The 20,037-nt window shown below is 67.8% G+C and carries 14 protein-coding genes and 2 rRNA genes; 2 read left to right on the forward strand and 14 right to left on the reverse strand.

Annotation, left to right across the window (positions count from 1 at the left end; genetic code table 11):
- Window positions 1–186 precede the first annotated feature (186 nt).
- The 9 genes from OVA26_RS12420 to OVA26_RS12460 all read right to left on the reverse strand — a co-directional run bounded on the left by OVA26_RS12420 (window position 187) and on the right by OVA26_RS12460 (window position 9,749).
- A complete protein-coding gene (locus tag OVA26_RS12420; protein ID WP_268104261.1) occupies window positions 187–1,590 on the reverse strand; it encodes an NAD(P)/FAD-dependent oxidoreductase in 1,404 nt (467 codons plus the stop codon).
- Entirely contained in the window at window positions 1,587–2,942 is a 1,356-nt protein-coding gene (locus tag OVA26_RS12425) for a S8 family serine peptidase (RefSeq protein WP_268104262.1), read from the reverse strand. The genes OVA26_RS12420 and OVA26_RS12425 overlap by 4 nt, the downstream gene beginning before the upstream one ends.
- On the reverse strand, window positions 2,939–3,457 hold the full coding sequence (locus tag OVA26_RS12430; protein WP_056230150.1) for a DUF501 domain-containing protein: 519 nt from the start codon (window positions 3,455–3,457) through the stop codon (window positions 2,939–2,941). Before OVA26_RS12430 ends, OVA26_RS12425 begins: the two co-directional genes overlap by 4 nt.
- Window positions 3,458–3,500: 43 nt before the next feature.
- Complete coding sequence (locus OVA26_RS12435; RefSeq protein WP_268104264.1) at window positions 3,501–4,118, reverse strand: FtsB family cell division protein; 618 nt, start codon at window positions 4,116–4,118, stop codon at window positions 3,501–3,503.
- A gap of 162 nt (window positions 4,119–4,280) precedes the next feature.
- Window positions 4,281–5,561, reverse strand: coding sequence for a phosphopyruvate hydratase (gene eno / locus OVA26_RS12440; protein WP_268104266.1), 1,281 nt, complete (start codon window positions 5,559–5,561; stop codon window positions 4,281–4,283).
- Window positions 5,562–5,657: 96 nt separating this feature from the next.
- On the reverse strand, window positions 5,658–6,326 hold the full coding sequence (locus tag OVA26_RS12445) for an O-methyltransferase (protein ID WP_268104268.1): 669 nt from the start codon (window positions 6,324–6,326) through the stop codon (window positions 5,658–5,660).
- A gap of 31 nt (window positions 6,327–6,357) precedes the next feature.
- Complete coding sequence (locus OVA26_RS12450) at window positions 6,358–7,149, reverse strand: cytochrome c oxidase assembly protein (protein WP_268104270.1); 792 nt, start codon at window positions 7,147–7,149, stop codon at window positions 6,358–6,360.
- A 196-nt stretch (window positions 7,150–7,345) separates the two neighbouring features.
- Window positions 7,346–8,176 carry an SGNH/GDSL hydrolase family protein gene (locus tag OVA26_RS12455; protein ID WP_442786058.1) on the reverse strand — a complete coding sequence of 277 codons (831 nt, stop codon included), beginning with the start codon at window positions 8,174–8,176 and terminating at the stop codon, window positions 7,346–7,348.
- Between the two features lie 127 nt (window positions 8,177–8,303).
- Window positions 8,304–9,749 (reverse strand): MFS transporter, encoded by a 1,446-nt coding sequence (locus OVA26_RS12460; RefSeq protein ID WP_268104274.1) that lies wholly within the window; start codon window positions 9,747–9,749, stop codon window positions 8,304–8,306.
- Window positions 9,750–9,875: 126 nt separating this feature from the next.
- On the opposite strand from OVA26_RS12460, the gene OVA26_RS12465 reads away from it, so the two are divergent.
- Window positions 9,876–10,733, forward strand: a complete 858-nt coding sequence (locus OVA26_RS12465) for a helix-turn-helix transcriptional regulator (RefSeq protein WP_056229963.1) — start codon at window positions 9,876–9,878, stop codon at window positions 10,731–10,733.
- A gap of 63 nt (window positions 10,734–10,796) precedes the next feature.
- On the opposite strand, the gene hisS is transcribed toward OVA26_RS12465, so the two are convergent.
- Together hisS and OVA26_RS12475 are read right to left on the reverse strand one after the other, a co-directional pair.
- Window positions 10,797–12,044 carry a histidine--tRNA ligase gene (gene hisS / locus OVA26_RS12470; RefSeq protein WP_218128185.1) on the reverse strand — a complete coding sequence of 416 codons (1,248 nt, stop codon included), beginning with the start codon at window positions 12,042–12,044 and terminating at the stop codon, window positions 10,797–10,799.
- A gap of 140 nt (window positions 12,045–12,184) precedes the next feature.
- Window positions 12,185–12,796 (reverse strand): MazG family protein, encoded by a 612-nt coding sequence (locus tag OVA26_RS12475; RefSeq protein ID WP_268104924.1) that lies wholly within the window; start codon window positions 12,794–12,796, stop codon window positions 12,185–12,187.
- A gap of 271 nt (window positions 12,797–13,067) precedes the next feature.
- On the opposite strand from OVA26_RS12475, the gene OVA26_RS12480 reads away from it, so the two are divergent.
- Window positions 13,068–15,740 (forward strand): phosphoenolpyruvate carboxylase, encoded by a 2,673-nt coding sequence (locus tag OVA26_RS12480; RefSeq protein WP_074697092.1) that lies wholly within the window; start codon window positions 13,068–13,070, stop codon window positions 15,738–15,740.
- A 33-nt stretch (window positions 15,741–15,773) separates the two neighbouring features.
- Here OVA26_RS12480 and OVA26_RS12485 read toward each other — a convergent pair whose 3' ends face one another.
- The 3 genes from OVA26_RS12485 to OVA26_RS12495 form a co-directional block, all read right to left on the reverse strand.
- Entirely contained in the window at window positions 15,774–16,412 is a 639-nt protein-coding gene (locus tag OVA26_RS12485) for a gamma carbonic anhydrase family protein (RefSeq protein ID WP_074697094.1), read from the reverse strand.
- A 224-nt stretch (window positions 16,413–16,636) separates the two neighbouring features.
- Window positions 16,637–16,753: ribosomal RNA gene (rrf, locus tag OVA26_RS12490) — 5S ribosomal RNA — on the reverse strand.
- 102 nt (window positions 16,754–16,855) lie between these two features.
- Window positions 16,856–19,967 (reverse strand): 23S ribosomal RNA (locus tag OVA26_RS12495).
- Window positions 19,968–20,037: the final 70 nt, after the last annotated feature.

The following is a 20,037-nucleotide window of genomic DNA, read 5'->3' on the forward strand; positions in this document are numbered from 1 at the left end:
GCCACGACGAGACGCCGCACCGCCCCGATCACGCGCGCCCGGCACAGCCACCCCGACACGCGGACCCCGGACGCCGCAACCCGGCGCGGAATGCCTCACCCGTGACGGGGCGGCGAAAGTGGCCCCGCGGCATCCGGAAACGACGAGACCCCCGCACCCAGGGGCGCGAGGGTCTCGAACGAGGGCTTACTTGGCCGCGACGGGCTCGACCTTCTTCTCGGCCGGAGCCGCGGGGGCCTCGGCGGCGGGAGCTGCCGGACGCGGACGCGCTGCGAACTCCTCGAACGCGGCGCGCGGCTTCTGGACGGCCTCGAGGTTGACGACCTCGCGGCCGTGGAAGAAGTTCTGCATCCAGTCGCCGACCACGCGGAACTTGCGCTCCCACGTGGGCATGGCCAGGCCGTGGTACCCACGGTGGGCGAACCACGCGATGAGACCGGTCAGAGCGATGTTCCCCGACTGGAACGCACCGTTGTACAGGCCCAGGCCGGCGACGGCACCGAGGTTCTTGTGGTTGTACTCCTTGGGCTCTTCGCCGCGAAGGACGGCCACGAGGTTCTTGGCCATGAGCTTGCCCTGGCGCACCGCGTGCTGCGCGTTGGGGACGCAGAAACCGCCGACACCGCCACCCGAGAGGTCGGGAACCGCTGAAACGTCGCCGGCCGCCCAGGCACCCTCGACGATTTCGTCGTCGGTTCCGACACGCAGGTCGGGGCGGGTGCGGATGCGACCGCGCTCTTCGACAGGGAGGTCGCTGCCACGGACGACCGTGGGGTTGGCCATGACTCCGGCCGTCCAGATGATCAGGTCGGTCGGGAGGTTCTCACCGGTGGAGAGCTCGACGATGCCGTCGACGGCACCCTTGACCTGCGTGTCGAGGTGCACGAAGGCACCCTTCTTCGCGAGGTCGGCGAGAACCCACTCGCTCGTCTTCTGCGAGACCTCGGGCATGATGCGCCCCATGGCCTCGATGAGGTGGAAGTGCGTGTCGTCGAACGACAGGGTCGGGTACTGCTTCAGTAGCGACGACGCGTAGGCGCGGAGCTCGGCGAAGACCTCGATACCGGCGAATCCGCCGCCGACGACCACGACGGTCAGCAGACGGTCGCGCTCGGGGCCGGCCGGCAGCACCGACGCCTTGTCGAAGTTCGACGTGAGGCGGTCGCGGATGGCGACGGCTTCTTCGATCGTCTTGAGTCCGATCGCGTTGTCGGCGATGCCGGGGATCGGGAAGGTGCGCGAGACGGCACCGGCGGTCACGACGATGTGGTCGTAGCTCTGCTCGAAGGTCTCGTCACCGGCGATCGGCGTGATCGTCGCGGTCTTGGTCGCGTGCGAGATGCCCGTGATCTTGCCCGCGATGACCGTCGTGCGCTTGAGGTGGCGACGAAGGCCCACCACGACGTGGCGCGGCTCGATCTCGCCCGCAGCGACCTCGGGGAGGAAGGGCTGATACGTCATGTACGGCAGCGGGTCGACGAGCGTGACGTCGGCTTCGTTACGGCCGAGGAGCTTCTCGAGCTTCCAGGCGGTGTAGAAACCTGCATAGCCCCCACCGACGATGAGGATTCTGGGCACGGTAGTGGTCACGATGTGAGGGACTCCTCGTTTGTGGTGCGGCTCGGCTCGCGGGAGACGCGCGCCTGTCGGATTCGCCGGGCAGCAGCAGTGACACCGAGCGCAATCATTATAGCGGCCAGTGTGGCGGCACCGAGCGGCAGCGATCCGTACAGAACGCTATCGCGAGACGGCAGCAGGGGCGAGCTCGCCGCCGGCGCGGCTTCGATCGGCGGCAGCGGGGGGATGACGACCGGGGTCGAGGTCGGCTCGGGCGACGGCTGCGCGTCCGCCCGGCGGTACAGCCGGATCCATTCCTCGAGGCTGCCCAGCGGGTTCTCCGACACGGTCTCGACCCGCGCCGACACGGCGGCCGCGGCATCCACCAGACCGTACCCGTAGAGCTTGTCGGGTCGCGCGGAAGCGCCCGCGGCCGGCTTCGCCGTCTGGATCAGGCGGTTGAGGACGTTGTCGGCATCCATTCCCGGATGCGCGGCGCGGACGAGAGCGGCGATGCCGGCGACGATCGGGGCGGCGCCACTCGTTCCGTTCCACTGCACCAGGGTGCCGTCGGCCGAGACGCCGATGAGCCGCTCGCTCGGGGCGGAGAGCCCGATGGTGATGCCCTGCGTCGACGCGTCGTTGCTCGCCGCGCCGGTCGGGTCGACGCCTCCCACGGCGAGCACCCCCGGAATGGTGGCGGGGGCGCCCACGCGGTCGGTGCCGCTCCCCCTGTTGCCCGCGGCGACCACGATCACGACGTCGTGGTCGAAGGCGTACTCGAAAGCGGTGTCCCAGCTGGTGTCCCAGTCGAGGGTGTTGGTCGTCAACGACATGTTGATGACCGTCGCACCGTTGTCGACCGCCCAGCGGATGGCGTCCGCGATCTGGTCGGTGAAGGGCTTGGTGCTCGCAGCCCCGAAGCCGACCGAGATGGACAGCAGCTCGGCTTCGGGCGCCACGCCGATCATGCCGCGACCGTTACCGGTGCCGCGTGCCGCGGCGAGAGAGGCCACCCAGCTGCCGTGGTTCGCGTCGACGGCACCGACGGGGGTGCGTCCGTCGGCGGCCCCCACGCCCGAGACGTCGGTGCCACCCGCGACGGCTCCGTTGAACTCGGCGGGACCGCGCCCGATCCCGGTGTCGATGACGGCGATCTTCTGCCCCGCGCCGCGCGTCGTCTTCCATGCCTCTCGGACGCCGTACTGGTCGAGCCAGTACTCGCCCGCGCGGACCGAGTCGGTCGGATCCTCGGGCACAGGATTGGCGGACGCCTGCGGACTGACCGACGCCGGGACCGACACGGCCGCCGCGGGCATGGTCGTCGCGCCGCTCAGCACCGTCACGAGAAGAACGGATGCCACGACGGCGACGACGCGCTTCATCCGCCGGTCCCGGGGCTTTCGCACTGGCACCGCTCGGGCGACCAGGTGCCGCGCGCGAGGGCGCGGTCGCCGATCGGATTGACGCCGGGGCCGGCCGCGAGCGCGTGCCCCGCCAGGGCGTGCAAACACTTCACGCGCGTGGGCATGCCTCCGGCCGAGATGCCAGCGATCTCTTCGGGCTCGCCGTACGCTGCGCGGTCGCGGAGGTACGCCTCGTGGGCCGCGCGGTACTGCTGCTGCAGCTCTTCGTCTTCGGCGAGCTCATCGGAGAACTCCTTCATGACGTGCCCCGCCTCGAGCACCGACATCGCCGCCGTCGCGGCGGGGTGGGTGAGGTAGTAGAACGTGGGGAACGGGCTGCCGTCGTCGAGACGCGGCGAGGTCGCCACCACGGTCGGATTGCCGCACACGCAGCGCGCGGCGATCCCCACGACGCCGCGCGGTACACGGCCGAGCTGCGACTGCAGAACGGCCAGGTCGGCGTCGGAGGCGGGGGGAAGCGTTGCGGTAGTCATCGACTCCAGGGTACCCGGGGTCTCCGACACTCCGTCGGGCCGCTCAGCCGGCCGGGGCGTCGGGCGCGGGAGTCGGGTCCGGGACGCCGATCGTGATGTCGGGGACGGCGACCTGCGCGGCGCCCGACGAGGTGACCGAGCGGACGAGCTGCGCCATCCAGTCGGTACGGGTCTGCCCCACGTCTCCGCTGACGTCGTCCTGCTCCTGCGGTGTCGCCGAGGCGGGGAGGTCGTTGTCGATGAGGTAGACGACCTCGCCGGGGAAGGTGTACCCGAGCCGCTCGCGCGCCTGCGTCCGGATGTACGCGGGGTCCGACCATCGATCGCGCTGGGTCTGCAGGTCGGCGACCTCGGACTGGCTCAGCTGCACAGCGCTCCGCAACGCTTGGATCTGCTGACGCTGATCCATGTACGTCCCTACCGTCGGGACGAGCACGAAGGTCCCGAGCACGACCAGGCCCAGCATGATCACGACGAAGCCCGAGATGCGCACCCGCCCGAGCCACTCGCGCACGTCGACGCGGCGTTCCTCGGCCGAGGGGCGCACGGGCTGTCGCACGGGACGCGCGGGCGCCTTCGCCGAGCTCTTCGACGCCTTGGAACGCGACGTCGGAGCCTCGGATGCCGCGGGACGGCGGGGCGGCAGTGTCGGTCGCTCCACGGCATCCCTTCCGTCGTCATCCCGCCCGGGATTCGGGCCGCGAGTGAGTCTACGTCGCCGGCCCGGGGGCCCCTGGGGACGCGCCGGGTGCTCGGCATCCGTCCAGCGAAAACGACGAAGGAGGGGGAACCGTGCGGCTCCCCCTCCTCGATGGTCGGTCGATCAGCCCTTGAAACGGGGGAACGCCGATCGGCCCGCAAAGACCGCGGCGGTGCCGAGGTCTTCTTCGATGCGGAGCAGCTGGTTGTACTTCGCGACGCGCTCGCTACGTGCCGGGGCGCCGGTCTTGATCTGGCCGGCGTTGACCGCGACGGCGAGGTCGGCGATGGTGGTGTCCTCGGTCTCGCCTGAGCGGTGCGACAGCATCGAGGTGTAGCCCGAGCGGGTGGCCAGCGAGATCGCGTCGAGCGTCTCGGACAGCGTGCCGATCTGGTTGACCTTGACCAGCAGCGAGTTGGCGACGCCGAGGTCGATGCCCTGCTGCAGGCGCTTCGGGTTGGTGACGAACAGGTCGTCACCGACGAGCTGGACCTTGGAGCCGATGGAATCCGTCAGCTTCTTCCAGCCGTCCCAGTCGTCCTCGGCGAGGGCGTCCTCGATCGTGACGATCGGGAAGTTCGCGACGAGGTCGGCGAAGTAGTCGACGAGCGTGTCGACGCTCCACTCCTTGCCCTCGACCGTGTAGACGCCGTCCTTGTAGAACTCGGTGGCGGCGACGTCGAGGCCGACGGCGATGTCCGTGCCGGGCGTGAACCCGGCCTTCTCGATCGCGCGGATGAGGAAGTCGAGGCCCTCGCGGTTGCTGGGCAGGTCGGGGGCGAAGCCGCCCTCGTCGCCCAGGCCGGTGTTGTAGCCGGCCGACTTCAGCTCGCCCTTGAGGATGTGGTAGACCTCGGTGCCCCAGCGCAGCGACTCGCCGTAAGTCTCGGCGCCGATGGGGGCCAGGAAGAACTCCTGGAAGTCGATGCCGTTGTCGGCGTGCTCGCCACCGTTGATGACGTTGAACAGCGGAACGGGCAGCAGGTGCGCGTTGGGTCCGCCGAGGTAGCGGAAGAGGGGAAGGTCGGCGCTGTCCGCGGCGGCCTTGGCCACGGCGAGCGAGACGCCGAGGATGGCGTTGGCGCCGGTGCGCGACTTGTTCTCGGTGCCGTCGGTCTCGATGAGGATCTCGTCGATGATGCGCTGCTCGCTGGCCTCGACGCCCTCGATGGCGGGGCCGAGCTCGTCGACGACCGCGGCGACGGCCTTCAGCACGCCCTTGCCGCTGTAGCGGCTCTTGTCGCCGTCGCGCAGCTCGTAGGCCTCGAACGCGCCGGTGGACGCGCCGGAAGGGACGGCAGCCCGCTGGACGATTCCGTCGTCGAGGAGCACCTCCACCTCGACGGTCGGGTTACCGCGCGAATCCAGGATCTCGCGCGCGTTGACAGCCTCGATAAGTGCCACGAAGGACTCCTCGTTGGTTCTTGGGTGGAGAGGGGGCGGAGCGTCGTCGGTCCGTGGTCGAGTCTAGTGACCCCGTCCGTCGGGCGTGCGGCCGAGTCAAGACGCGGTCGGATCCACCACGATCGCCACCGCCACCCCGTCCCACCCCTTCCGGTCGAGGGTCTGCAGGGCGGTGGCGTCGAAACGGGTGTCGGCGCCGAGCATCAGGATGCCGCGGCGAGCGCCCTGCACCTTGCCGTCGGGCGTGTCGGCGTCGGCGACCTCTCCCCCGCGCACGACGTTGTCGACCACCACGACCGTGCCGGGTCGGCCGAGGCGCGCGGCCCAGTCGAGGTAGGTCTCGTTCGATTCCTTGTCGGCGTCGATGAAGACGAGGTCGAACGGCTCCTCGTCGACGAGGGTCGGCAGCACGTCCGCTCCGCGGCCGACGCGCACCTCGACGCGATCCGCGACTCCCGCACGCGCGAGGTTGGCGCGGGCGATCTCGGCGTTCGCCGGCTCCGCCTCGATGGTGACGACCCGTCCCGTCTCGCCGACGGCCCGGGCGAACCAGATCGTCGAGTACCCACCGAGAGTGCCGACCTCGAGCACTCGCCGCGCGCCGGCGATCCGCGTGAGCAGGTGCAGGAATTTCGCGTTGACCGGAGCCACCTCGATCGCGGGGAGCCCGGCGTGGTGTTGGGCGGCGAGCGCGGCCTCTCCCGCAGGGTCGGCCCCGATGAGGGTCTCGGTCAGGAACGCGTCGACGTCTTCGTGGGTGCGCACTCCCCCAGCCTGTCGGCGTGCGAGCGGCGGGTCAACGCTCTCCGCGCAGGTGGGCGCGCGTCATCTCGTCGTACTCCTCGTCCGAGAGGTCGTCGAAGCCCTTGGCCTCGACCCGGTCGCTGCGCATCCACCGGACCATGAGGATCACGAGGATCGGCACGTCGGCGAACTCGGCGATGAACCAGATCATGTCGCCGGCGAGGTGCTGGTCGTGCAGCAGTGAGGGCCACCACGACACCGCCTGCGTGGCATCCGGGATCAGATCCAGCACGTTGTCGTTCAGACGCATCAGCAGACCGGGCACCGAGTCGATCAGCAGCTCGACGAACGCGAGCAGGAACTCGATCGCGATGAAGGTGCCGGTGTGGATCGCGCCGAGCGCCATCATCGGGAGCACCATCGCGAGCCCGACGAGGGGCACGACGATCCCGAGCGAGGCTTCGACCACCGGATTCACGCGCAGGATGCCGGCGATCGGGGTGAGGAAGAGGCAGAAGACCGCGGCGATGACGACGGTGGCGACCATCGCGTTGCCGAAGACGCGCGTGATCCTCGACGCGAGGAAGCGTTCGCGGATGCCCGAGGGGACGAGGTCGAGCGGGCGCCCGGCCGCGATACCGGCGGGGACCGCGAAGATGAGCAGGGCGACGCGCGTCGAGAACGCCCACCGCAGCTCTGATGAGTACACCCCGAGGAAGCCGAGCTCGATCACCGCGTAGGGCAGCAGCCCGAGCGCGAAGAAGCCGATCGTGCGCAGTACGGGCCAGGTCTCTCCGCGTCGGCGGACGCGTCGAACGCCCGAGAGGTAGACCGCGGATGCCACGAAGAGCACGCCGAGCGTGATCGGATCGGCGCGCCAGGTGCTGAGGAAGACATCGAGGGGAGGCGTGGAAGAACGGTAGAACCGCGAGCTATGCGTCCGCCGGGGATCGGGGGCGGACCGAACTCCTGAGGTTTCGGCGCGCGTGGCGCCTGAGCCGCAGGAATCCGGCGCGGGAAGTGCTCGCCCGATCAGCGATTCAGGAGTTCTGCTCGCTCACGCGGTCCGGCACATCACCGGCGCGCGCGCCGGGCCGACGCACCGGTTCGAGAGCCGCGAGCAGCGCCGGGAGCAGCGCATCCGCCGTGCGCCGGTACCCGAGTGCGCTGGGGTGGAACCGGTCCACGCTGAACATCTCGTCGGGTCGCTCGGCGAACACCGGGCCGACCGCCCGCGCGAGGGCCACGACCCGCCCTCCGGCACGGTGGACCGCCGCGGCCTGCGCCGACGCCAGCTGCCGCGACGAGCGGGCCGCGAGAGCGCGCAGCGGCTGCGGAATCGCCCGGAGGGTCCCGAGGTCGGGACACGTGCCGACGACGACAGGTATCCCGCGCCCGCGCAACTCGCGCACGACCTGCTCCAGCTGCTCCGCCGAGCGCGACGCCGGTATGCGGTGCGTCACGTCGTTCCCGCCCACGACGATGACCGCGGCATCCGGCCGGTACCCCTCCGGGAGCGTGGCGACCTGACCGGCCAGGGCCGAGGTCTCCGAACCCACCACCGCGGCGGTCCGCAACCGCACCGGGCGCCCGGCCTCACGGGCGATGCCCTTCGCCAGCCGCGCGCCGAGCGTGTCTCGACGGTGTCCCGCGCCGAGACCCGCGGCGATCGAGTCGCCGAGCACGAGCAGCTCGACCGGCTCGCCCGGGTGCTTCTTGCGGCGCCAGACGCGGTCGGCGTCGAGCGCCTGCTCGCCGAGGGGCTTGCCGATGCGGCGCCGGGCGATCGCCGCCTGACGGGAGATGAGGGTCCGCAGCCCCACGGCCCCGGCGCCGGCGAGCGCGACGACCGACGCCGCGGTCAGGGTCACCGGTCGACGCGTTCGCATCCTCCGATGACACCCGCCCGCGGTGAACGAGCGGTGGACGCGCCGTGACGATGGGGAGACGTCGGGCTCCCGGCATCCCGTGAACACCATCGAGACGGAATGCCGCGACTCACCGCGCCGCCGACCGGCTCCGCGCGCGCAGGGCCACGGCGAGAGCGAGCACGGCCACCGCCAGCACGATGTCGAGGGCGAGCCCCGCGAGCAGCTCAGTGCGGCCGGCGACGCCGGTGAGCGTCACGATTCCTCCGATGACGATCACACCGAACGAGAGGGCGAGCTGCTGCGCGGTGCTGAACATCCCGCCCGACAGGCCGGCAGCCTCGACGGGCACCTCGCGCACCACGAGCTGGGTGAGCGGCGAGAAGATGAGCGCCTGCCCCGCCCCGAGCACGACGAGAGCGGGCTGCAGCCACAGGCCGATGTCGTGCCCCCACCCGAAGACGAGCGTCACCGCCATTGCGACGAGCGCGACGATCTGCATCGAGACGCCGAGCACGAGGGTCGAGTCCCCGATCTTGGCCTGGATGCGAGCGACGGCCAGCGACATCGCGGCGAACACGACGGCGAACGGCAAGAGAGCCATCCCGGCCTCGAGTGACGACAGCCCTCCCGCCTCGACCGCGCGCGGGAAGACGTAGAGCAGGGCCGAGTACCCGGCGAAGAAGAGCGCCGCGGCGGCCAGGCCCAGCTGCAGGGGCCGCAGTCGCAGCACGCTGGGCGGCAGCAGGGGAACCCGGCCCGAGCGTTCGATCGCGTTCTGGTGCATCCACATCGCCCCCAGAGACACCGCCGCGACGACCAGCGCGACCGGCACGGGCCACGACCAGTTCCAGACCGGACCGAAGGTCAGCGCCACCGAGACAGCCAGGATGCCGAGGCCGAGGGCCGCCGTGCCCACCAGGTCGATCGCGACGACCTCGTGCGCGCGGGAGCGAGGTGCCAGAGGGGCGAGCGAGATCGCGGCGACGGCGATGAGCGCGACGACCACGAAGACCGCGCGCCATCCCTCGACCGGCCCGAAAGACAAGGCGGCCAGTGCCCCTCCCGCGACCTGGCCGACGGCGGCGCCGATACCGCCGCTCGCCCCGAACGCGGCGATCGCGCGGGTGCGCGCCGCGCCCTGCGATGTCGCCTGGATCGTCGCGAGCACCTGGGGTGTGCAGAGCGCCGCTCCGACTCCCTGCACGATCCGGGCGGCGATGAGCGTCTCGATCGACGGTGCGAGGGCGCAGGCGATCGCCGAGATGAGGAAGAGCCCCATCCCGACGACGTAGAGACGGTGCCGCCCGAAGCGATCGCCCAGTCGGCCGCCCAGGATGAGAAGCACGGCGAACGGGATGCCGTACCCCGCGATCACGAGCTCGAGGGCGACGTCCCCCGCCCCGAACCGCTCACGGAGAGTCGGCAGGATCACGGTCACCGCGTTGAAGGCGAAGGTCCCCACCCCGGGCCCCAGGAGGAATCCGAGGTAGCGCCACGTGGGCACCTCGGCGGAAGCGCCGGGGCGGATGGGCACCGGAGCGGTCCCGGTGCCGGGGTGTGCGGAAGTCGTCATGGTGCCAGCATGCGGGCCGTCGCATCCTGGTACCAGGAGTGCGCTCATCCTGGTAGTGGCACCACTCCCCTCCGACGTCGCGATGATGGAAGCGCGTCCTATGATCGCCGGAGAGGGAGGGATGCCATGACTCGATCCGACGATGTGCGCGCCGAATTCGCGGGGTTCCTCCGCAGTAGACGAGCGCGCCTCCGCCCCTCCGACGTGGGGCTTCCCGAGGGGATACGACGCCGCGTCGCTGGCCTGCGCCGCGAAGAGGTCGCACAGCTCGCCGGGGTGGGGCTGACCTGGTACACCTGGCTCGAGCAGGGGCGTCCGATCGCGGCCTCCGCCCAGGTCGTCGCCGCGATCGCGCGAGCACTCCGGCTGAGCGATGACGAACGAGACCACCTGTTCGCCCTCGCCGACCTGCCGGTGCCCGACCGCGAGGCGCGGCTGTGCGTCGGAGCCACCCATCTCGACCTGCTCGAGAAGCTCCTCCCCTACCCGGCCGCGGTCCAGACCGCGCGTTTCGACATCCGCGCCTACAACCGCGCGTACCGGTATCTCTTCGACGACCTCGACGAGATGCCCGCCGAGCGACGCAATTGCGCCGTTCTGCTGTTCACCGATTCCGAGTGGCAGCGTTCGCACGTCGACCTCGACCACGCCCAGCGGAGGATCGCCGCGCGCCTGCGCGCCGCGTACGGCCGCCACCACGAGGAACCCTCCTGGCAGCGTTTCGTCGCCGAACTCGAGGAGGAGTCCCCGCGCTTCGCCGAACTGTGGCGGCTCGGCGACGTCGGAGGAGAACGCAACGCGAACAAGCACCTCGTCCACGCCCGCGTGGGCGAACTCCATCTCGAGATGTCCAGTCTCTGGATCGACGACGGTCTGGGCTCGCGCGTGGTGTGGTTCTCTCCGCGCGATGCCGAGACCGCGGTTCGCCTGGAACGCCTCGCCGCGGAGAACCCTGCCGAAGCCCTCATCAGCGCGGTGGCGTGACCCCGACCCGCGCGCCGTGGGTCGGGGCACGGCAGCGGTGGCCGGCATCCCCTCCCGTCGGCGTCAGGCGAGCGGTTTGACCTCGAGGGTCTCGGGGGTCGTGTCGGCGTTCACGCTCGCGAACGAGGCGTAGCCGTCCGCCGCGGAACGCTCGAGCAGCGCTTTCATGTTCTTCGCGCGTTGCTCCACGCGCACGCGCGCGCCGTCGGCGATGAGCGCCGTCTTCAGTGCGAGCAGTCGCGCGAACGGCACGTCGCGATCGTGGACGAGGACGATCGCGCGCTCGCCGTCGGCGTCGGTGGCCGGCAGCAGGTCGACGATGCGCTCGAACCCGATCGAGAAGCCCACGGCCGGAACCTGCTGGCCGAGGAAGCGCCCGATCATGCCGTCGTACCGGCCGCCGCCGCCGAGCGAGTAGTCGACGCTCGGGTGGGCGAGCTCGAAGATCGTGCCCGTGTAGTAGCCCATGCCCCGCACGAGGAACGGGTCGAAGACCAGGGGAACGGCTCCCCCGCGCGCGGCGGCCACCGTGTCGCCGAGATCGACGAGGTGCGCGACGACCTCGTCCGGGATGCCGTCGGGCAGCGCCGCGCGGATGCCGGGCTCGTCGAACGACGGCTCGGCCGCGGGCCGCTCCAGGTAGGCGGCGAAGGCGTCGACGGCCGAGGCGTTCACCCCGCGTCCGCGGAGCTCTTCCACCACCCCCGAGGGGCCGACCTTGTCGAGCTTGTCGATCGTGATGAGCACACCCGGGCGCTCATCGGGCGCGAAGCCGAAGACGTCGAGCATCGCGTCGAGGGCGCGCCGGTCGTTGACGCGGATCGACCCGCCCTCGAGACCCAGCGCGTCGAGGACGTCGAGGCTCGCGGTCATCAGTTCGGCCTCGGCACGCGCCGAGGCGTCGCCGATGATGTCGATGTCGCACTGCATGAACTGGCGGTAACGCCCCTTCTGCGGGCGCTCGGCGCGCCAGACCGGGGCGATCTGGATCGAGCGGAACACCGTCGGAAGCTGTGCGCGGTGCGTGGCGTAGAACCGGGCGAGGGGCACGGTGAGGTCGTAGCGCAGGCCCAGGTCGGCCAGCGCGGCAGGGTCGTCGGCGGCGCTGCGGATGCCCTCGGCATCCATCCCCCGCTTGAGGATGCTGAACGACAGCTTCTCGTTGTCGCCGCCGATCCCGGCGTGCAGGCGGTCGTAGTCCTCCATGACGGGGGTCTCGATCTCGTCGAAGCCGTGGGCGCGGTAACGCTCGCGGATGACGGCGAGCACGCGCTCGCGACGGGCCTTGTCAGCGGGGAGGAAGTCGCGCATGCCGCGCGGCGGGTTCACGGATGCCACGGCCCCATTCTTCCAGAGCGGCGCGGGCGGTCCGTCGTCCGGCGCGTCGCCCGCCGGCGGTCGAGATCACCCGCTCCGGCCGCACCGGACCGTGTACGCTCGCGCGGAGCCCGTCATCGCGGGCCCGCCTCCGCCTCCGCCTCACGCACCTCGGTCCGCAGGTCGCGCACGCGTTCGCGCAGGGCGCGCTCGGCGTCCCAGCCGCGCGAGCGCGCCAGATGCACGAGGGTCAGCAGCGCGTCGCCGAGCTCCGCTTCGGTCGCGGGGTCGGCCAGGTGATGCGTCGGCGCGCAGACACCGACCTGCGCGGCCTTCCCCATCACCTTCTGCGCGAGCGCGAGAGCAGGCATGTGGTCGCTGACCCCGTCGAGCACGCTGGTGCGCGTGCTCTTCTCGGCGGCCTTGGCCGCGTTCCAGTGCACCAGCACCTCTTCGGGTGTGGTGGCCACGGCATCCGCGAACACGTGCGGATGCCGCCGCACCATCTTCTCGGTGAGTCCCCGGGCCACGTCGTCGATGTCGAAGGGATCGTCGGCATCGCCCGCGGCGATCTCGGCATGGAACAGGACCTGCCAGAGCAGGTCGCCGAGCTCCTCGCGCAGGTCGCTGCGCGTGCCGGACTCGACGGCGTCGATCACCTCGGCACTCTCTTCGACGAGGTACGGCACGAGGTCGCGGTGGTCAATGGTCCGCGTCCAGGCGCAGCGCGCGCGCACGGTTCGCATAGTGTCGGCGGCCTCCCGCAGGGCGTCGTCGCTCACGGTTCCTCCTTCGGCGGGCCCGGCGGTCCGCTCGCCACGAGTATCCCCCGCGCCGAGGCGCGCGGCGCCCGCCCGTGCCGTAAGACGGAGATTTCGGGATGCCGAGCCCCCGCGCCCCGAATCACTGCGGTGACACCCGGGCGCGGCCGAAGATTGTCCGGTGTTCGACCCGTCGGACGGTCGCATGCCGTTACACGTGAATCGGTGCGCCCTCGACGCCGATAATCTGGGGCGTGTGCGTGAACTGACCCCGACCGAGGCCATCGACCTCGTGGGCCGCTTCGAAGCCGGCCAGGAGCTCCCCGAACAGATGCGTGCCGATGTGCGCCTGCTGGGATCGCTCCTGGGCCGCGTCCTTCAGGAGAGCGGCTCCCCCGGACTGTACGACGACGTCGAGCGACTGCGATCGGCGACGATCCAGGCCTACACCGACGAGACGCCCGAGGCGTTCGAACGGGCGGCCGCGATCGCCGACGGCTTCTCGATCGAGCGGGCGGACGAGGTGGCCCGGGCCTTCACGGCCTACTTCCATCTCGTGAACCTCGTCGAGGAGCACCAGCGCGTCCGCGTGCTGCGCGAGCGTGGCGATCATCCCTCGCGCAGCGGCACCCCCGACACGATCGCGAGCGCTTTCGAGCGGCTCTCGAGCGAGGTCGGCGAAGAGACGGCGCTCGCACGCCTCCAGGCGCTCCGCTTCCACCCGGTCTTCACCGCGCACCCCACCGAGGCCCGCCGCCGCGCGATATCGACCAGCATCCGACGTCTTTCCGAGCTGCTGTCGGAGCACGACGACGCCTCCGCGGGTGGCACCGAGAGCCGTCGTGCCGAGCGTCGCATGCTCGAAGAGATCGACACGCTCTGGCGCACCGCCCCTCTACGGCGTGAGAAGCCGTCGCCCGTCGACGAGGTCCGCTCCGTCATGTCCGTGTTCGATGAGACGCTCTACACCGCGGTCCCGCGCGTCTACCGCCGCATCGACGACATCCTGCAGGGCGAGAACGCCGGATCCCGCGCGCCGATCGTCAAGCCGTTCGTGCGCGTCGGCTCGTGGGTCGGCGGCGACCGTGACGGAAACCCCTTCGTCACGGCATCCGTCACCCGCAAGGCCGCCGCGATCGCGAGCGAGCACGTGCTCCTCGGGCTCGAGCGCACGACCCAGCGCGTGGGGCGCGGTTTGACCCTGGATGCCGAGAGCACCCCGCCCAGCGACGCTCTCGTCGCGCTGTGGCACCGCTTGCGCGCCGCCGATGAGGACGCTGCGGCCGAGATCGCCGAGCGCTCCCCCGACGAGCCGCACCGGCGGATCCTGCTGCTGCTCGCCCGCAAGATCGCGGCGACCCGTACCCGCAACGCCGACCTCGCGTACCGCGACCCCGAGCACCTGCTCGCCGACCTGCGCACCGTGCAGGATTCGCTGGTGGCGGCGGGTGCCGCTCGTCAGGCCTACGGCGCCCTGCAGCGTCTCGTGTGGCAGGTCGAGACCTACGGCTTCCACCTGACCGAGCTCGAGGTGCGTCAGCACTCCGCCGTGCACCGCAAGGTCCTCGACGAGCTGCGCGCCGGCGGAGCCCGGAGCGAGCAGACTGACGAGGTCCTCGAGGTCTTCCGCTCGATCGCGTACGTGCAGGAGCGCTTCGGACCGCGCGCCGCCGGACGCTACATCGTCTCCTTCACACAGTCGGCCGAAGACCTCGCCAACGTGCACGAGCTCGCCTCGTACGCGATGGGCCCGGGCGAGACGCTTCCGGTGCTCGATGTCATCCCGCTGTTCGAGACCTTCGCCGACCTGCAGGCGGCTCCCGGCATCCTGGCCGAGATCGTGTCGCACCCCTCGTTCGTGAGCCGACTGGATGCCACGGGTCGCCGCCTCGAGGTCATGCTCGGCTACTCCGACTCGTCGAAGGACGTCGGCCCGGTCGCGGCGAACCTCGCCCTCTACGAGGCCCAGGCCGAGATCTCCACGTGGGCCCAGGCCGAGGGCATCGAACTGACGCTGTTCCACGGTCGCGGCGGGGCCCTGGGCCGCGGCGGTGGGCCCGCCAACTCCGCGATCCTCGCGCAGCCGCCCCACTCGGTGGACGGCCGGTTCAAGCTCACCGAGCAGGGCGAGGTCATCTTCGCTCGGTACGGCGACGCGGACATCGCCATGCGTCACATCGATCAGGTGGCGGCCGCCGTTCTCACGGCATCCTCCCCCTCGATCGAACGTCGTAATCGTGGCGCCGCCGAGGCGTTCGCCGACGTGGCGAGCACGATGGACGTCGCTTCGCGCGAGCGGTTCTTCGCCCTCGTCAAGGCTCCGGGCTTCGCACCGTGGTTCGCCACGGTCACCCCGATGGAAGAACTCGGACATCTGGCGCTCGGTTCGCGTCCCGCGCGACGCGGTCTGTCGGTCGAATCGCTCGAAGACCTCCGCGCCATCCCGTGGGTGTTCTCGTGGACGCAGGCGCGCATCAACCTCGCCGGCTGGTTCGGTCTGGGCACCGCCCTCGACGCTGTGGGCGACGAGCAGCGTCTGCGCGACGCGTACGAGCAGTGGCCGCTGTTCCGCACGATGATCGACAACGTCGCCATGAGCCTCGCCAAGGCCGACGAGCGCATTGCCCGCCGCTACCTGGCCCTCGGCGACCGCGACGACCTCGCGCAGCTCGTGATGGACGAGATGCTCCTCACCCGATCCTGGGTCGAGCGCATCACCGGAGGCGACCTGCTGGGCAACAAGCCCATCCTCCAGCGCGCCGTCAAGATGCGCAGTCCCTACGTCGATGCGCTCTCGCTTCTGCAGCTCCGGGCTCTGCGCGCGCTGCGGGATGCGGACTCCGACAACCCGACTCCGGATGCCGAACACCAGCGCCTCCTGCTGCTGTCGGTGAGCGGAGTGGCCGCCGGTCTGCAGAACACCGGCTGACGTTCAGGACCGATACGGCGCGCCGCTCCTCTCTCAGAGGGGCGGCGCGTCTTTCGTGATGTCGACGGTCTCGTGGTCGACGCGTCGGTCCGTCCGGTGCCGCGACAAGCTTCGACCGTAGCGTTCCGTGAGCTGCACCATGAGATCGGGCGTCTGCCGATCCAAGGCGAAGACGTAACCCGGGAAGTCGAGTTCCTTCTGTGCGGCCCAGATCTCCTCGTGCCGGTCGGGAGGCAGGATCTGCAGGGGATCCCCCACGGCCACCCAGGCGATCGGGACGACGGTGTCCGGGGGCAGCAGGGTTCGCACGTGCACGACGGCATTGATCCGCACTTCGCTACGATCGCCCACCACCGCGCCGTTGAAGATGCGCGTGCCCGTCGCGAGAAAGACCTCTTCGCCGATGTCGGCGCCCGCGATGCTCGCCATCGGGCCGATCAGGGTGTGGGCACCGACGTGAACGGCGTGCGCCGAGCTCGCGCGCACGAGAGCGTTCTCCATCACGATGGAGTCGTCGCCGAGGACGACGGGGCTCCCCTCGGACGTGATCACCGCACCGTGGAGAACTTGGCATCCGGCGCCTATCCTCACGTCGCCGCTGATCACCGCCGTGGGGGCGATGGTGGCATCGGGGTGGATCCGGGGCTCGACCCCCAAGTGTGTGTAGAGCATGACGGCGTCCCTTCTCGGTGCCGTCAGCGTAGACCCGGGGTCGCCCCCATCGATACGCCGGGGTACGGCGAAGCGCCGGTGCCCACACCACCTTCTCTGGGTGGTGTGGGTACCGGCGCTGAAACCCAATCCCCGGGCGGTCGACCGGGGTCGATCACCGGGGGATTGTGCCCGTAAATGCGAAATGGCCACCCAACTTTGGGTGGCCATTTCGACTAAAAGAAGTCCGGCGGTGTCCTACTCTCCCACAGGGTCCCCCCTGCAGTACCATCGGCGCTGAGAGGCTTAGCTTCCGGGTTCGGAATGTAACCGGGCGTTTCCCTCTCGCTATGGCCGCCGAAACACTATTGATGTTTCAAAAACCAACAACGACATGATCATTGTTGAGTTCCCGACCGTACATCGAGAACCACTCAGTGGACGCAAGCACCAAAAACAGGTGTGTTATCAAGTCATCGGCTTATTAGTACCGGTCAGCTTCACGTATTACTACGCTTCCACATCCGGCCTATCAACCCAGTAGTCTGGCTGGGAGCCTCTCACCATAAATGGTATGGAAGTCTCATCTTGAGGCCGGCTTCCCGCTTAGATGCTTTCAGCGGTTATCCATCCCGAACGTAGCTAATCAGCGGTGCTCCTGGCGGAACAACTGACACACCAGAGGTTCGTCCAACCCGGTCCTCTCGTACTAGGGTCAGATCCTCTCAAACTTCCTACGCGCGCAGCGGATAGGGACCGAACTGTCTCACGACGTTCTAAACCCAGCTCGCGTACCGCTTTAATGGGCGAACAGCCCAACCCTTGGGACCTACTCCAGCCCCAGGATGCGACGAGCCGACATCGAGGTGCCAAACCATGCCGTCGATATGGACTCTTGGGCAAGATCAGCCTGTTATCCCCGAGGTACCTTTTATCCGTTGAGCGACAGCGCTTCCACAAGCCACTGCCGGATCACTAGTCCCGACTTTCGTCCCTGCTCGACCTGTCAGTCTCACAGTCAAGCTCCCTTGTGCACTTACACTCGCCACCTGATTGCCAACCAGGTTGAGGGAACCTTTGGGCGCCTCCGTTACATTTTGGGAGGCAACCGCCCCAGTTAAACTACCCACCAGGCACTGTCCCTGAACCGGATCACGGTCCTAAGTTAGATATCCAGAGTGACCAGAGTGGTATTTCAACAATGACTCCACACTCACTGGCGTGAATGCTTCACCGTCTCCCACCTATCCTACACAAGCCACACCGAACACCAATACCAAGCTGTAGTAAAGGTCACGGGGTCTTTCCGTCCTGCTGCGCGTAACGAGCATCTTTACTCGTAATGCAATTTCGCCGAGTTCGCGGTTGAGACAGTTGGGAAGTCGTTACGCCATTCGTGCAGGTCGGAACTTACCCGACAAGGAATTTCGCTACCTTAGGATGGTTATAGTTACCACCGCCGTTTACTGGGGCTTAAATTCTCAGCTTCGCCTTGCGGCTAACCGGTCCTCTTAACCTTCCAGCACCGGGCAGGCGTCAGTCCGTATACATCGTCTTGCGACTTGGCACGGACCTGTGTTTTTAGTAAACAGTCGCTACCCACTAGTCTCTGCGGCCACCACACCCTTTCGGAGCAAGTCCTAATAAGTGGATGGCCCCCCTTCTCCCGAAGTTACGGGGGCATTTTGCCGAGTTCCTTAACCACGATTCTCTCGATCTCCTTGGTATTCTCTACCTGACCACCTGAGTCGGTTTGGGGTACGGGCAGCTAGAACCTCGCGTCGATGCTTTTCTCGGCAGCATAGGATCACCCACTTTTTATCCGCATCGTGTCTCAGCCTCAATGAGTGACGGATTTGCCTATCACTCGGCCTACGCACTTGCACCAGGACTACCATCGCCTGGCTTGGGCTACCTTCCTGCGTCACACCTGTTAATACGCTAGCCGCACCAGCATGGGGTCGAGCGTTCACACGGACGCGTCTCACCCCGAAGGGATCAACAACATTCCGAGCTAGGACTCTTAGCACCACTGGATTAGCTTGGGCGGTTCTTCGCCGGTACGGGAATATCAACCCGTTGTCCATCGACTACGCCTGTCGGCCTCGCCTTAGGTCCCGACTTACCCAGGGAAGATTAGCTTGACCCTGGAACCCTTGGTCTTTCGGAGGACGTGTTTCTCACACGTCTTTCGCTACTCATGCCTGCATTCTCACTCGTGTAGCGTCCACGGCTGGGTCACCCCGCCGCTTCACTCGCCACACGACGCTCTCCTACCCATCAACACGGCTGGACCACGAAGGCCTACCAAAAATGTCAATGCCACAACTTCGGTGGCGTGCTTGAGCCCCGTTACATTGTCGGCGCGGAATCACTTGACCAGTGAGCTATTACGCACTCTTTCAAGGGTGGCTGCTTCTAAGCCAACCTCCTGGTTGTCAAAGCAACTCCACATCCTTTCCCACTTAGCACGCGCTTAGGGACCTTAGTTGGTGGTCTGGGTTGTTTCCCTCTCGACTATGAAGCTTATCCCCCACAGTCTCACTGCTGCGCTCTCACTTACCGGCATTCGGAGTTTGGCTGACGTCAGTAACCTTGTAGGGCCCATCGGCCATCCAGTAGCTCTACCTCCGGCAAGAAACACGCAACGCTGCACCTAAATGCATTTCGGAGAGAACCAGCTATCACGAAGTTTGATTGGCCTTTCACCCCTATCCACAGCTCATCCCCTCAGTTTTCAACCTAAGTGGGTTCGGTCCTCCACGACGTCTTACCGTCGCTTCAACCTGGCCATGGATAGATCACTTCGCTTCGGGTCTAGGACACGCGACTGAATCGCCCTATTCAGACTCGCTTTCGCTACGGCTACCCCACTCGGGTTAACCTCGCCACGTATCGCTAACTCGCAGGCTCATTCTTCAAAAGGCACGCTGTCACCCCTACTAAGGAGGCTCCAACGGTTTGTAAGCAAACGGTTTCAGGTACTATTTCACTCCCCTCCCGGGGTACTTTTCACCTTTCCCTCACGGTACTTGTCCGCTATCGGTCACCTGGGAGTATTTAGGCTTATCAGGTGGTCCTGACAGATTCACACGGGATTTCTCGGGCCCCGTGCTACTTGGGATACTCTTCACGCCAAGAACAGGCATTTCGACTACGGGGTTCGCACCCTCTATGACCGGCCATTCAAAACCGTTCGTCTATACCCTCTTGTCACGTCGATCATTCGGCAGAACAATCAGAAAAGTCCCACAACCCCCAACATGCAACGCCTGCCGGCTATCACACACGCTAGGTTTAGCCTCTTCCGGTTTCGCTCGCCACTACTTACGGAATCGCTTTTGCTTTCTCTTCCTGTGGGTACTGAGATGTTTCACTTCCCCACGTTCCCTCTACCCGCCCTATATATTCAGGCGGGAGTCACCAGGTACGCACGCGCCCTGGCGGGGTTTCCCCATTCGGACACCCTCGGATCAAAACTCGCTTATCAGTTCCCCGAGGCTTATCGCAGATTGCTACGTCCTTCTTCGGCTCCAGATGCCAAGGCATCCACCGTTTGCTCTTAAAGACTTGAAATCACATGAGTTGAATCGTCAAAAAATTGACTAATGATCTTTAAGATCATCTTCACGACACAAACCAAAAG

Origin of the sequence: Microbacterium sp. SL62, assembly GCF_026672635.1 — a bacterium.
GTDB classification, from domain to species: domain Bacteria; phylum Actinomycetota; class Actinomycetes; order Actinomycetales; family Microbacteriaceae; genus Microbacterium; species Microbacterium testaceum_A.

What these genes read in the sequence shown, in the direction of transcription:
- OVA26_RS12425 (WP_268104262.1), bottom strand. Translation starts at nt 2,942, where the DNA reads ATGAAGCGCGTCGTCGCCGTCGTGGCATCCGTTCTTCTCGTGACGGTG.
- OVA26_RS12430 (WP_056230150.1), bottom strand. Translation starts at nt 3,457, where the DNA reads ATGACTACCGCAACGCTTCCCCCCGCCTCCGACGCCGACCTGGCCGTT.
- OVA26_RS12460 (WP_268104274.1), bottom strand. Translation starts at nt 9,749, where the DNA reads ATGACGACTTCCGCACACCCCGGCACCGGGACCGCTCCGGTGCCCATC.
- OVA26_RS12465 (WP_056229963.1), top strand. Translation starts at nt 9,876, where the DNA reads ATGACTCGATCCGACGATGTGCGCGCCGAATTCGCGGGGTTCCTCCGC.
- hisS (WP_218128185.1), bottom strand. Translation starts at nt 12,044, where the DNA reads ATGCGCGACTTCCTCCCCGCTGACAAGGCCCGTCGCGAGCGCGTGCTC.
- OVA26_RS12475 (WP_268104924.1), bottom strand. Translation starts at nt 12,796, where the DNA reads ATGCGAACCGTGCGCGCGCGCTGCGCCTGGACGCGGACCATTGACCAC.
- OVA26_RS12485 (WP_074697094.1), bottom strand. Translation starts at nt 16,412, where the DNA reads ATGCTCTACACACACTTGGGGGTCGAGCCCCGGATCCACCCCGATGCC.